We start from the raw sequence: 14,656 nt of genomic DNA on the forward strand, positions 1-14,656 counted from the left end.
TGCTTGGTGAAAACCTGGTAGAGCAAGTAACTAGGATGAAGTTAGAATCTCAGTGTCTTTAGACCTGAGAGTGTCAATAACATGGAATTGTAAGCACATTGCAAATGCTCAAATTCAGAGGAAGCTGACGGAGATTTGCCTTGAGTTTGGATACAAGTTGCCGACCATTTGTACACCGTATGAATTGATGGGAGAGTAAAGTTATGTGGGAAGACGAAATCTTAGAAGAATTGCACCGAATCCGTGAGGAACATGCCAAAGCTTTTAACTATGATTTCAATGCGATATTTGCTGATTGGCAGAAGAGACAGGCTGCGAGTGGGAAGAAACTAGTATCATTGCAAACTAAACAACAGTCTAACAATCCAGTTGGAGCGGACTGAAGAGAAACCTTGGTGGCGGTAAAAAGGTTGTCAGCAACCGCTCAAGCAGAACGTTAACAATTTACTAGAAAACCGATCGCACACCAATTTCCATGCAAAAATAGCGATCGCCTGAGATTTTCCTGAGACTTTATGGTTGAGGATTTTAGGTCGGGGAAAAGTTCAATAACAAGCGATCGCAGAACTACAAGCGTGGTTAAATTTACAACAAGAATGATTCTGGTGAGATTTTAACCCTGCATTTCCGCGTAAGCTTGGTAAACACCTTTAACGTTATACCAATTCAAGAATATTCGCGCTAATTCTAACGCTAACTGGGATTGACCAATACTAATCAACCATTTCAAAATCGGTAACATTGTCCGCTCGTTCAAAAAACCATTTAACGTCAGGGTTCCCCACAATATCTTGTGTAATAAAGTCATTTGAATCATCAACCGCACTTCCCAAGTTGGATGCTTTTGATAAAACAAAACTCCCATCTTACCCCGTTGAATCTCTTTATCGATTAAACTGGGAATTTCGTCAATACTAAAAGCTGGATGCCAGTGATAACCCACTGCTTGGGGACATTTAATGAGAACTAATCCGAGATTCTTTAAGCGAACCCCCAATTCTAAATCTTCCCAACCATATAACTGAAACTCCGTATCAAACAGCCCAGCTTCCACTAACCAATGCTTTGCGATCGCAACATTCCCTGTGGCAAAGAAAGCTCGCGAAAAATCTGTAATTTTATAAGGTTCGGAAGTGGGGTTCTCAAAATTAGCCGTATTAATTACCGCACCATAGGTAAAAAATTTATCACTACCAAGTTTATTTTTCCCATCAACTAAAGCATCAGCATGGGATTGTAAAAATACTTCGGTGACAACCAAATCGCTATCAATAAAAATAATTGTATCGCCTTTTGCTTGCACAACTCCCAAATTTCTCGCCGCCGAAGGTCCTTGATGATTTTGTTCAAATACTTGCACGTGGGGAAATTTGTTTTTGCATTCCTCCAACCATTGCAATGTCCCATCAGTCGAACCATCATCAACAACCACAACCTCATAGTCTTCCACAGCAGTTGATGCGCTAAGTTTTTGCATCTCTAGCGCTTTTAGACATTTCTCTAATATCGGTTTGCGATTATAAGTCGGAATAACAACACTGAAAAACACAACTTCACCCACCACACTCTGTTATCTTCTTAAGGATAGGACAGCCAAGACGTTAATGCAGTTCCTTGATGCTACATAAAGAAACTCCCTTCCCTTCTTTTCCCCTTCCTCATTCCCTTTTTACCCGATAATGCAAGAAAACCTCATTTTCCGCAGTTCGCACTTCCATTAGTTCGAGACGTGGTGCTAGATTTTCCAGGGATCCGTTACCTTCGACGGGAGTTGGTGCAGTCAAACCTCCCAAAACCAAAGGACAAACTGTTAACCATAATTCATCGATTAAATCTAACTCGAACATTGACGCAACCAATGTACCACCACCCAAAACTGCCAGATTTTCTATTCCCTCCTGCTTAAAGCTTTCTAATGCTGCTATTAAATCAATTCGTTGATTGGTTTTCCCATTGATTTTTCCGGAATTTCTTTCAAAAACCAATACCTTCTCAAATTCTTGACGATCATACCAAAAATCAGCCCCTACATGGGTTGTCAACAACCAGCGTCGAACAGGTTGCTGAAAAAAGCGAATTTCCGGATTGAGTTTAGCGCTTTCTGTAATTACTATATGAAGAGGCTGTGAAGGTTTATCTGCCTTTTCCCTTTGTTGCAGCAAATCGGGATTCGAGACAGTCAGCGTTGTACCATATGCCCGAAGAGTTGCAGCACCAAATAATGCAGCATCTGAAATGGCAATTTGGTTTTCCAGGTGTGCTTTGTCAAGTTTTGAGCCGAACTTTGCGGGAGAGCTTTTAAAGTCCGCAATCTTGCCATCCGCACTCATTGCGAGAATGACTGTAACATAAGAACGGTGTAGGAACATTATATACTGATAAGTATGTAGATGAGATAGTCTTTAATTGTTCTGTGTGTTCTGTCTATTTTGATTGTTTTGATTGTTTTAACTATTGCTGCTGTTCTGACATTGGCTATTCAATTTGAGATTTAATGACGTTAAGGAACATTGTGTTTCTAGTGTCATGATGTAAAGAAAGCAACAGTTCCACAGGTAACTTCAATGCTTGATAGGTTGTTAATTCCAGTTTATGGGAAAAAAAAATCAAGTTGCAGTAATAATTATGCCACCCAGAGCGATAATTATTATTTAATAACTTTTTGTTATCAAATTTTAGATCGTAGCTGTTGTGGTTTGCGTATGCGAAGTGAGATTGCCGATGTCTAAACCTCGTCAATTATCATTTCGTCGCTTGCTGATGACAAGAATTTTGCTTTTATCAGTTCCAGTTTTATTGATTGGTGAAATTGTAATTTTCAAAAAAGCTCGTTATACCCAGTTAGATACTGCACGTCAAAATTTAACAGAAAATGCAATTCTCAAAGGAGAAAAAATTTTAGATACAGTAGCAAGTCTCAAAGCAAATTTGTCTAGTGCGAGTCAAACAGAGGTAATGCGATCTGGTTCAATCTTGAATGTACAGCTATTTATGAATTTACTCGAACAAAATTTACCAAAGCAAATTGAATGCATTCAATTTAGTGATTTAGCAATCAATCAAGTTGTTGCTAGTACTTGTGGTGATGAACCCTTGGATGAAGAAAGTTTAAAAAATCGTGGAACTAATCTGACTTCATCATCAGAAAGAGTTGGAATGGAAAATAATATCCAGATCAGGGTTATTGTTCCGCCTAAAGTATATATTAAATCCCTAAGAAATAAGGAACGAGGTACGCAAAATAAATTACAATTGATTTTGACATCTCCGGTATACGATAATACTGGAAATATACGTTATTTACTATCAATTCAATCGGAACTACAGCAGAAAGTTAAAGATATACCCGGATTGCTAACTGGTTCAACGGTTGTTATCTCCGACAATGGGACAATTTTGGCACATCCCATTCCCCAACGAATCGGTACAAATATTGCCCAACATAGCGATGCATCACGATTAAAGAAAATTGTCCGTAATGCGATCGCAGGCAAACAAGACAGCTTGCAGTTCTTCTTTGAAAAACAAGGTGAAGAATTACTTGCAGGTTATACAGCAATCCCCAGTCCAATTCCCAACACCACAAATCAAAAATGGGTAATCTTGGATGTCATAACTTTAGATAACGCTTTATATGGGTTAAAGGCAATCAAAATAATTCTCGTAGTCTTGACAATCGTCTTAATTGGAACATGCGTATTAGTATCTTTGTATATAGCCCGTTATCTCGCAAATCCACTTGAACAATTGCGCGATTATGCTTTAAATATTCATTCGAGTTCGCAAACACAACCCGTACCCCAAAACTTTCACATTCGCGAGTTCAACCAGCTTGCCCAAGCCATAGATAGAATGGTTGAACGACTCAAAGTATGGGCTGAAGAAATTGAAAATTCTTGGCAAGATGCAAAAACAGCAAACCAAGTTAAGAGTCAATTTTTGGCAACCACATCCCATGAATTAAGAAACCCACTCAACGTTATTATCAATTGTGTTCGAGTCGTGCGTGAAGATTTATGTGATAACAGAGAAGAAGAACTAGAATTCCTTCAACGAGCGGATGAAACCGCAATTCACCTACTAGCAATAATTAACGATTTACTTGATATTTCCAAAATCGAAGCTGGAAAATTATCAGTATTTTTAGAACACATTGATTTACGCCAAATATTAAAAGATGTTATTAACTTACAATCTGTTAATATCCAACAAAAGGGCTTGCATCTCAATATACCAGAATTTTCCGCTCCAATGCTGGTAAAAGCCGATCCCCAAAAATTCAAACAGGTATTGATCAATGTAATTGGTAATGCCACAAAATTTACAGAAGAAGGTAGTATTACAATTAGTGTAGAAATTGAGCGACAAAACCAACTAACCAGCCAACCCCAGGTCATAATCAAAATTAAAGATACAGGTATTGGTATCGAATCTAATCAGCAGCAAAAATTATTTCGTCCCTACGTAATGGTAGAAGGTTCCACAAATCGTAAGTTTGAAGGAACTGGTTTAGGACTAGCAATTTCTCGCAACTTAATGGAATTAATGGAAGGAACAATTAATTTAGAAAGTACTGGAATTAATCAAGGTACAACAGCAACTATTATCTTACCTTTAGTCGATATACCACTATTACCAATGCCGCAGGAACTACCAATTATCAAAGAATTAGTTCTAGATTCTCAAAATGATACTGTAGCAAGAAATAAAGGAAAGAAACAAAAGAAAGAAACTGAAAAAATTAACGTTGTAAATATTAATCCAATTCAAGACTTTCCAGAATCCAAGCAAACCGAAAAAAATCAATTACAACCAGAAGCCTTAAATCAATTAGATGGCGAAAGTAACACGATATCAAATGTTAACCACAAAGTAATCTCATCTTTATAGCCTTAGAGCATGTTTGAAAAGTTTAGGAACGTATAATTTGCCATTCTGAGTGGAGTTTTACGCAACGTACGCGCTACTCTACGAGAAGGCGTACCACTCCGGGGAAGCAAGCTACGCGCAGCGTGTCGCAAAGCGACTCAGCGCCTACGCGTTGCCGCAGGCTAGAATCTGGAGTTTAGTCCACATACTGAGATGCTACCCTGCGGGAAGTCTTTCGCCTACGTTCCACCCTGCGGGTAGACGCGCAAGCGGCTTCTGTTAAGTAGCAAGCTACAGCATGACATGAAAGGAGACTTTTCAAACAACCTCTAAGGGGAGAGGCTTAGAAATATCAGTTTTGGCAGATAAAAAGTCTAATTCTTAACTGTTTTTAGTATACATATGTGAGAAGTTTGTACTATACTGCAAACGAATAATAGATAATGGTGTCGTAACCCAACATCAATATTTTTTCCCACTAATAAGCTCAATTAGATTAAGCAACCAAACAAGATTTACTATTAGTTAGTCTCAATTTATTATACTTTAATAATCGAGTCGCTTCTTCCGCAGATACAGCACGACTAAAAAGATATCCCTGCATCAATTCGCACTTAAGAACCAGCAGTAAATTACGTTGTTCCTCAGTTTCCACTCCTTCCGCAACGACTGCCAGATTTAATCCATGTGCTAAAGTAATTATCGCCGTAGTAATGGCAGCATCGTGGGTACTTGTAGTTAAGTCCTGAACAAATGAGCGATCGATTTTTAAAGTATCAATGGGGAAGTTTTTCAGATAGCTTAATGAAGAATATCCCGTACCAAAATCATCAATCGAGATGGAAACACCCATTTGATGCAATTCAGTCAAAATATCTTTAGTAAATTCCATATTTTTCATAGCAGTACTTTCAGTAACTTCTAGCTCCAAACATTCAGGAGCTAATCCAGTTTCTGTTAGAACCTGCTGCACCATTTCCACTAAATTTATTTGTTGAAACTGACGTGCAGATAAATTTACAGCAATAGAAAGTGATGGCAACCCTAATAATTTTTGCCAATATTTTGTTTGAGCGCAAGCATTACGCAGAACCCATTCCCCAATTGCGACAATTAATCCTGTTTCTTCAGCTAGGGGAATAAATTTCGCAGGGGAAATTAACCCTAATTCTGGATGTTGCCAACGTAATAGAGCTTCCATTTTCGGAATTTTGCCAGTCGTAATATTAACTTGTGGTTGATAATGAATAGTAAATTCTTGTTTTTCTAAAGCGTAGTACAAACTATTTTCTAATACAAATAATTCTGTTGTTCGTAATGTGATGTCGGAATTATAAAACAAATAGCAATTTCTTCCCTTCGATTTGGCACTATGAAGCGCAGTATCCGCATGTTTAATTAAAGTTTCCCCATCTTCACCATCTGCTGGATAAAGCGCAACTCCGACGCTGCTGCTGATATGTAAGTGATGGTTTTGAATATTAAATGGGGGTTTTAAAGCAGTAATAATTCTTTCTTGTACGATCGCAGCATCTTTCATATCACGAATTTTTGGCAAAAGTATTGTAAATTCATCACCTCCCCAACGTGCGATCGTGTCTCCTTCCCGTAGACATTCTGTGATTCTTTGAGCAACATTTTGTAACAATTGGTCACCAATTGCATGTCCTAATGTGTCATTAATAGTCTTGAATCGGTCTAAATCAAGGAAGCATACGGCTAATTTTTCATCGCTGTTCCTAGCTTGTCTCAGGGTTTCATCCAACCTTTCTGTAAATAGTACTCGGTTAGGTAAATCTGTGAGCAAATCATGTAAAGCTTGATGGTGAATTTTGGCTTCAGCAAGTTTGTATGCTGTGATATCACGAAAACTCCAGACTCTACCGACTATTTTACCTGCTATCCATTGTGATTGCGAATATCTCTCAAAAATTCTACCGTCTTTAAATGCGATCGCATCGTGAATTTGCCTGTCTGAATATCCGTGTAGTTCACGAATAGTAGCAAGATACTCTCTGGGATATTTTAACTGGTTAAGTACTATTTTTACAGTTTGTTTGTAATTTCCTCTTTTTCGTAAATATTCCGGAATTCCCCACATTTGGATGAATTTACGATTATACCCAGTAATGATTCCTTTACTGTCCACAACTAAAATACCGTCTGCTGTCGATTCTAAAGTTGCTTGTTGTAGCGATCGCGATTTTTCCAGTTCGATTTGGATTAAATTAAACTGCGAAGCCATTTCTTTTTGTAACTGGGTTGTCTGCTTCTCTACTTGGCTTTGCAACTCCAAAAGCGAATGATTAGTTTCGATAATCGTCGTTGGGAATCCATCTTCAAGTTGACAAATTGGATATGTTGAGTTAGATGTAAAAAAAGATTCTAAATATTCTGTTTGAGTGTTTTTAAATTGCGATTCTAAAGAGTTTAAATTGTTTTCAGCATCCTCTAATTTCTGTCTGATTAAAAAGCTAGTAGTCTCAGAAAATATCTTTCTTAGTCTGCTCTTAAACTTTAGGATTGCTAAAATAAAAAAACATAATGAGACTAATTCAGTTTCTAAACAGATGAGTAAGCCAACCATTAAATTTATCATGGTAGTCTCTGCGATCGTAAAACATTAGTGTTTTTGATATTTTTTGCGTTGAAAGTAATTTTGTCAATCGATATCTTGAGTTGCCTAGTTATAGAGCTTGATATTAAATTACTAATCTTGAAACATTAAAACCGCAGTTGATTATGCTTATTTTAATATTTTATTGATATTGTTCATGACTATAAAATAGTCCCGTTATGGTTATAGCCACTGTCATATCCATACATAAACTGCCTTCAATTGTGAATGTTAATTGCATTATAAAAATTAGTAAATGCCAAGTTAGAAAAATTGCACTCAAAAATTTATATTTGAGGACAAAATAATTGACATACTAGTAAACCTGAGATAATACCAGCACAAAGCTATATCACTCAGTACATGCCATAACAACCTGCTTAGATTTATTCATTTAATGAAAATAATTAAAAACAACTTGCATGAAAATATCAAAGTAAACGAAATACATTTTTTTAAAACACTACCCGAAGTTTAACAAAACCCTATACCAGTGTATAGGTGGAAATTACGGATGTCGAGTCCCTATGTAGTTTTCTCAAGTTCATACCATTTGCGGAAAATTATCATAAAAATGAATTCTCCTACCCATACATTTGTTTACCTAGGAAAACTGAAAGGAGACAATCCCTGCTAGTTAAAGAATAATGCAGGATATATCCACATAATTAGAAACAAGAAGAGATACAATTCATTTTTAAAAATGTATTTAAATAATAAAAATTGTTTTTTAATTGATAATTACATAATATACATACAAATTTAAGTACAGTAATAAATAATCCCCAACTACACATTTCCCGTTAAAATAGCTTGGCATTATTGTTCACAAGTACGAGTCAAAACAATGACAGAAGCTAAAATCGGAATAATTGGCGGTAGTGGTCTATACAAAATGGATGCACTCAAAGATATTAAAGAAGTGCATATAGAAACACCATTTGGCTCACCATCTGATGCATTAATACTGGGAACTTTGGATGAGGTAAAAGTAGCATTTTTAGCTCGACACGGACGTAATCACACCCTATTACCGACAGAATTACCCTTTCGTGCGAATATATACGCAATGAAAAAGTTAGGAGTCGAGTATATTATCTCCGCAAGTGCAGTCGGTTCCCTGAAGGAAGAAGTCAAACCTTTAGACATGGTAGTTCCAGATCAATTCATTGACAGAACGAGAAACCGAATATCAACATTTTTTGGTGAAGGAATTGTCGCACACATTACATTTGGTGAGCCTATATGTAAAAATTTAGCTCAAGTAGTTGCAGACGCGATCGCATCCCTAAATCTTCCTGATGTTAACTTGCATCGAGGTGGTATATATGTTTGTATGGAAGGACCAGCATTTTCTACCAAAGCGGAGTCGAATCTCTACCGTAGTTGGGATGCAACGATAATTGGGATGACAAATTTACAAGAAGCCAAGCTAGCAAGGGAAGCGGAAATAGCCTATGCAACGATGGCATTAGTGACAGATTATGACTGTTGGCATCCTGACCATGATAATGTGACTGTAGAGATGGTTGTTGCTAATTTGCACAGTAATGCGGTCAATGCTCAAAAAGTAATTCAAGAAGCAGTGCGTCAGTTGAGTACCAACCCACCAAAAAGCGAAGCACATTCAGCTTTGAAATATGCGATTTTGACGCGATTGGATAGCGTACCAGCAATCACCAAACAGAAATTAGCAGTGATTTTGCAAAAATATATTTGATTGTAGGGGCAAACGGTTGTTTGCCCTTTATTTATTAATTTATTTGTGGAAATTCCTTCTGAATTATACATTTTATTCACTACACAACTTGGTAAATAAAATTGAAACTGACCCAATTATTTACATTCCAAGTGTAAACATCACTAATATCTTTTTTCCCGATGCTAGCATTATGTAAATCTTGCAGTAGTGCTTGTGTGACTTCGTAAGGGTTTGATAAAGGCATAATTCGGGGTTTTTCAACAGGATTCATTTTAGTAGCAGAAAGTGCAGCAATTGTTTGGCTAAAAGGTTCAGTACTGAGAATAATTTGGGTTTCACAAAAATTGCCAAATCCTTGCACTATCCATTCAAATCCAGGATTGTTTTCAGGCAGATTAATACTTGTACCAGGTTCAATAATCATATTTTGTAGTGATGGTTGAGTTGCCAGATTAGTAATTTCGCTAGTTTTTGGTAAAGAACTTTGCCAAGGAAACAATGCAAAAGAATTTTTACTACTATCCAAACCCAACATCATCAAATAGAGAATTTGCGAGCTTTTGTTTTCGACTTGAAATTGAATGTGACTACCAGTAGAAATAGTACTGATTGTATTGGAGAGTTTATAAGGATTCGTTTGACGCTGTATTACCGATTGTGGGGTGCTATTGACTGTTTCTAAGGTCACTTTAACAGCTAATTGGGATGATGCTTCATTGCTGGTAATCCTCCACAATTTTGCAGCTAACAATGTTTGTAATTTTGGTGTTAACCTCTGTACTGCGAGTTTGGCAACTTCCCCAGCTTCCCCTGATGTGTTGGGAATAAATTCTCCACTAAGGGTAAATAAACCATATCGACTGGGAGAAAGCACATCTTTTTTAGCTGCGGTTTTAGTTTCTGGTAGCTTCCCAAAAATGTAATCTGCGGGTTGTTCTCCAGCTACGACGCTAGAAACCCGATTAACTGTAGCAAAACCACTAGTCGCATCAACCCGTTCGATACGTTCTAAACTATTATTGATCGCAATATGCAAATCGATATTACGAGGTATTACCCTGACAATTTCTTGGATTCTATCTCCAATTTTTAGCTCTTCAACCTGTTGTGTTGTAGAAGTATCGGCAAGTGAAGCTTTTGCCGTTAAACCCGAACGCGATCGCAATACAATCTCTTGGGAATTGGCTAATTGGGAATTATCTGTAGAAATAATTTTAAATCGTGAATTTATACCATAATATTCGAGTATTTGCGGTGCTATTCCACCTAACCACAAATGCACTGTTTTCCCATTGTCTTCAATCGCTGTAACTGCTCCCTCTGTACCAATTTGACTATTAAATAGCAAAATATCATTAAAGGTTGTACGCTGGGGGATTTTCTTAGGATTTAATAAAGTCGGTTGCTGATTACTACCTAACTGTTGAATGGTATTTTCAACCCTTCCCAAACCCACTTGTATTGAAGTTACCGGAGTATTTTCCCAAAGGAATTGCGTCAAAGCATAGGTAAATAAACCCGCATTAAACCCCGTCATCTGCACTTCTGCCGCAGATTGCTTTAAACTTGCGATCGCAGATACAACCAAAGGGGGAGGAGTAGTTGCAATTTTATTTTTAAGTTGTTTTTGTAAATCTATTTCACTCGCAGCAATATCAATACCTATATCCGTTAATTGGGTGCGAATCTTCAACCCACTATTGGAAATATTAGGCTTAATATTAAACGAATTATAACTTGCATCAATGACAGCAAAAACCCTATCTGTAGGCAGCGACCTTAACATTAATAATAAAGTATCTTCTAATAAATAATTGGCGACTTGACTACTTTTTACATTTACATAACCATCAGCAGGAATTAGTGCATTTGCTGACTTAATACAACTACCGTAACCACTAAAGTGCAGAAACACCACATCACCAGGTTTACATTGGCTAGTCAGATGCTCAAAAAAAGCCTTCTCAATTAAATCTCGACTCGCAGCATCATCCGTCAAACACAAAATATCCGACGGTTGGAAACCAAAACGATGCAGCAAAAGTTCTCTTTGTAACTCCACATCTGTTAGACAACCACTTAAACCAGGAAGCTCCAAGTAATTATTAACACCAATTAATAAAGCCAATTTACGCGGATTTGATTCAGCCAAAGCCTCGTAGTAGCGACTTCCTGGAAATAACCACCCAACCTCACTTACCTGCCAAACTGCAAGTATGCTACCAATTCGCTGCAAAAAAGTCCGCCGTTTCATCACTCCATCCCCTAGCCCTTTAGTCAATCAGATATCAGATTAAAGGGCTTATATCGTGATTGTAAAGTCATAGCCATCACTGTTCTTGGGAATTAAATATGTATTTTTTGCATTAGTCATTATAAATTAAGTATTAGTACTGAACCCATTACGAATTAAACACCTTACATCATCCTTTGAGAGTCACCTGATACGATGTACACATAAGTCTCTGATGTAACCCCTCAACAAGAACTAATCCCCCCTAACCTCCCTTTCCAAGGGGGGAAATAAAAAAATCCAATTCCCTCCTCGCGAGCGGGGAGGGTTAGGGTGGGGTTCTTAATATTTGGTTCAATTCGGGTACTTGTGTATGCACCCCTTTCGGAGAGGTTTTGTATTCTATTAAATCCACATCGCGAACCAATAGCAAATAACTAATTATGCATTGCCCGCGCCAACTCTGCTGCAACTTCGGGACGGGAAAACTCTGGTGGTGGTAATTCACCTCGACGCAGCATTTCTCGTACCTTAGTACCCGACAAATGTACCCTTTCTTCAGGAGTACTAGGACTAGTTTTTGTTGTTGCCATTTGTTTGGTACGCAAACAATAGAAAGCATGTTCAAACATCATCGGGGTAATACCCAATTCCCCAGGTGCAAATTCATTGAAAATATATTGTGCGTCATAAGTCCCGTAATAGTCACCAACGCCAGCATGATCGCGTCCGACGATAAAATGGGTACAACCGTAATTTTTGCGAACTAAAGCATGGAAAATCGCTTCCCTCGGACCAGCATAGCGCATTGCCGCCGGATTAATCGCCAGAATCACCCGATCCTTTGGATAATGATTTTCTAACAAAATTTCATAACATCGCATCCGCACATCAGCAGGAATATCATCTTCCTTTGTCGCACCAACCAAAGGATGTAAAAACAAACCATCAACGGTTTCCATCGCGCATTTTTGGATATACTCGTGGGCACGGTGAATGGGGTTACGGGTTTGGAACCCAACGATAGTTTTCCAACCTTTCTCTGCAAACATTTTACGAGATGCGGCAGGATCGATTTGATATTTGGGAAATAGGGGATGGGCATCCCGTTGGAAAAGTAACACATCACCTGCAAGATATACTTCATCTTGGCTGTAGAGAACCTTAACACCAGGATGCTTCTCATCGTCGGTGCGGTAGACTTTGATAGCTTCGCGTTTTTTATCGTATTTGTATTTCTGCGTCAGATGTAATACCCCAATATATTTACCTGCGGTATTATCTAAACGCACGTAACTACCTTCCTGGAGAGATGCTGCCACATCTGCTGATACCGATAAAGTCACAGGAATTGACCAAGCAGTGCCGTTAGCAAGGTGCATATCTTCGACAACACCATTGTAGTCAGCTTGGTTCATAAAGCCAGTCAAGGGGCTAAAACCGCCAATGGCAATCATTTCCAAATCAGATACGGCACGTTCGTCGAGTTGAACGCGGGGTAAAAAATCAGCCTTCGAGAGAAATTCTTCTTTTTGTGCGGAAGTGGCGATGCGGTTTACCAACTCCCCTCCGTGGGGTGCAATGGCTTGTTTCTGGTGGCTCAATGTCATTTCCTGTATGCGATCGCTTTGGCTAAATTATTTTATTTCAATATATTTACTAATTTATCAAAATGTTGGTACGGAAAGAAAAAAGAATTAGCGGAAAAAATAAATGATATTCGCGATCGCATTACCAGAGAAACCTTTAAAAGCTACATAATTTTAATGAAAATTTACCCCCTCTAGATAAATTCCAGAAGGGGCAATTAAGTTGAGATGTCAAAACTTAAATCAATAAAACTTCTCAATTATCCCACCACCAAGCACCTTTTCCCCGTCATACCACACCGCCGCTTGCCCTGGTGTAATACTAAACTGCGGTTCGTCAAATACAATCCGCACGCGAGAATTTTCCAAAGGTACTACCGTCACTGGTACAGCCTTTGTTCGATACCTCACTTGCACTTCTGCCCGGATGGGGCTTGATGGTTCGGCGATAGAAACCCAATTTACCCGATTTATCGTACATTCAGATTTAGTCGCTTTGGTGCGATCGCCAACGACTACCCTGTTATTAGCAGCATCGATGGAAATCACATACAAAGGTTCCGCAGCCGCAATTCCCAAACCTTTGCGCTGTCCAATCGTGTAATGATGGATACCATCATGTTTACCCAGAATTTTGCCATCTATATCAACGATTTCGCCTTCCTTGGGGGCAAGATACTTGTCTAAAAAAGCACGCATTGAACCGTTACTTTCCACGAGGCATAAATCCTGACTTTCAGGTTTATCGGCGGTTTCTAGTTCTTGTTCCGCAGCAATTCTCCGGGTATCGGACTTTTGCAATTCACCCAAAGGAAAAACCACAGAAGCGAGTATATTTTGTGCCAAATCGTAGAGAAAATATGTTTGGTCTTTGTTTTTATCTAATGCCCGAATTAATTCGTATCGTGCTGTGGCTGTATTAAAGCTAATCCGAGCATAATGTCCAGTGGCGATTTTGTCGCAGTCCAAATTTTCTCTGGAATAGTGGAGCATGGGACCAAATTTCACCGATTTATTGCATTGCGAACAGGGCAACGGCGTAATACCCGCGCTGTAACCCGTCACCAAATAATCGACAATATATGTCTGGAAAACCTCACGAATATCGACAACGTGATGGGGAACACCTAGCTGTTCGCAAAGTTTTGCAGCATCTACCATCCCTTCAGAGCAGCATTGACCCTTCCCTTTCATTAACCAAAGGGTCAAACCAATGACTTCATAGCCCTGATTGTGGAGAAGTGCGGCGGCTGTTGAACTGTCAACACCACCTGAAAGACCAACGACGACTTTTTTCATCACCGTGATTTGCCCTAGTTATCCTTTCTAAAATAACATTATTGATGGAAAAAGTCCGAAAAATTATAGAGAAGTAGTCGTTCCAAAATCAAAAGACCAGATTTTTTCGATATTATTTTAACATATGATTGTCATTTTTTTTTATCACATCAATTATTTATTAGGTAGAAATTATTCCCTATATGACAACAAAAATTAAAAGCAGGAATTAATCATGTTAAAACAAATAGCGAGATTATCAGCCACGACACTTACAGCTTTAATCGTCGGTGTCCTACCTATAAAAGCTCAGACATTAACTCAACCAAACTCACAAATTTAAGCTCTGATTACTAATAATATAGAAC

At 38.2% G+C, this 14,656-nt stretch carries 10 protein-coding genes and 1 pseudogene; 5 read left to right on the forward strand and 6 right to left on the reverse strand.

Annotation, left to right across the window (positions count from 1 at the left end; genetic code table 11):
• Positions 1-76 precede the first annotated feature (76 nt).
• Both CK510_RS34260 and CK510_RS14295 read left to right on the forward strand, forming a co-directional pair.
• Positions 77-199, forward strand: a pseudogene (locus CK510_RS34260) (type II toxin-antitoxin system VapC family toxin); the annotation flags it as partial.
• A gap of 4 nt (positions 200-203) precedes the next feature.
• Positions 204-383 carry a hypothetical protein gene (locus tag CK510_RS14295; RefSeq protein WP_095722340.1) on the forward strand — a complete coding sequence of 60 codons (180 nt, stop codon included), beginning with the start codon at positions 204-206 and terminating at the stop codon, positions 381-383.
• Positions 384-613: 230 nt separating this feature from the next.
• Here the strand turns inward: CK510_RS14295 and CK510_RS14300 are convergent, their stop codons facing one another.
• Both CK510_RS14300 and CK510_RS14305 read right to left on the reverse strand, forming a co-directional pair.
• Entirely contained in the window at positions 614-1,561 is a 948-nt protein-coding gene (locus tag CK510_RS14300) for a glycosyltransferase family 2 protein (protein WP_095722346.1), read from the reverse strand.
• 97 nt (positions 1,562-1,658) lie between these two features.
• Positions 1,659-2,369, reverse strand: coding sequence for a RibD family protein (locus CK510_RS14305; RefSeq protein WP_095722341.1), 711 nt, complete (start codon positions 2,367-2,369; stop codon positions 1,659-1,661).
• A gap of 352 nt (positions 2,370-2,721) precedes the next feature.
• On the opposite strand from CK510_RS14305, the gene CK510_RS14310 reads away from it, so the two are divergent.
• A complete protein-coding gene (locus CK510_RS14310; RefSeq protein ID WP_095722342.1) occupies positions 2,722-4,890 on the forward strand; it encodes an ATP-binding protein in 2,169 nt (722 codons plus the stop codon).
• A gap of 475 nt (positions 4,891-5,365) precedes the next feature.
• Here the strand turns inward: CK510_RS14310 and CK510_RS14315 are convergent, their stop codons facing one another.
• Positions 5,366-7,468 (reverse strand): putative bifunctional diguanylate cyclase/phosphodiesterase, encoded by a 2,103-nt coding sequence (locus CK510_RS14315; RefSeq protein WP_245912148.1) that lies wholly within the window; start codon positions 7,466-7,468, stop codon positions 5,366-5,368.
• Between the two features lie 865 nt (positions 7,469-8,333).
• On the opposite strand from CK510_RS14315, the gene CK510_RS14320 reads away from it, so the two are divergent.
• Entirely contained in the window at positions 8,334-9,206 is an 873-nt protein-coding gene (locus tag CK510_RS14320) for an S-methyl-5'-thioadenosine phosphorylase (RefSeq protein WP_095722343.1), read from the forward strand.
• 79 nt (positions 9,207-9,285) lie between these two features.
• Here CK510_RS14320 and CK510_RS14325 read toward each other — a convergent pair whose 3' ends face one another.
• Both CK510_RS14325 and sat read right to left on the reverse strand, forming a co-directional pair.
• Positions 9,286-11,442 (reverse strand): caspase family protein, encoded by a 2,157-nt coding sequence (locus tag CK510_RS14325; RefSeq protein ID WP_095722344.1) that lies wholly within the window; start codon positions 11,440-11,442, stop codon positions 9,286-9,288.
• Between the two features lie 416 nt (positions 11,443-11,858).
• Positions 11,859-13,031 (reverse strand): sulfate adenylyltransferase, encoded by a 1,173-nt coding sequence (gene sat, locus CK510_RS14330; protein WP_373695804.1) that lies wholly within the window; start codon positions 13,029-13,031, stop codon positions 11,859-11,861.
• Between sat and CK510_RS31035 the strand changes: the two genes are divergently transcribed.
• The gene (locus tag CK510_RS31035) at positions 13,017-13,208 is read left to right on the forward strand and encodes a hypothetical protein (RefSeq protein WP_143289305.1); all 192 of its coding nucleotides are present in this window, start codon (positions 13,017-13,019) and stop codon (positions 13,206-13,208) included. The genes sat and CK510_RS31035 overlap by 15 nt on opposite strands.
• A 45-nt stretch (positions 13,209-13,253) precedes the next feature.
• On the opposite strand, the gene mnmA is transcribed toward CK510_RS31035, so the two are convergent.
• Positions 13,254-14,309, reverse strand: coding sequence for a tRNA 2-thiouridine(34) synthase MnmA (mnmA, locus tag CK510_RS14335; protein WP_095722345.1), 1,056 nt, complete (start codon positions 14,307-14,309; stop codon positions 13,254-13,256).
• Positions 14,310-14,656 lie beyond the last annotated feature (347 nt).

Origin of the sequence: Brunnivagina elsteri CCALA 953 (assembly GCF_002289455.1) — a bacterium.
In the GTDB taxonomy this organism is placed as follows: domain Bacteria; phylum Cyanobacteriota; class Cyanobacteriia; order Cyanobacteriales; family Nostocaceae; genus Brunnivagina; species Brunnivagina elsteri.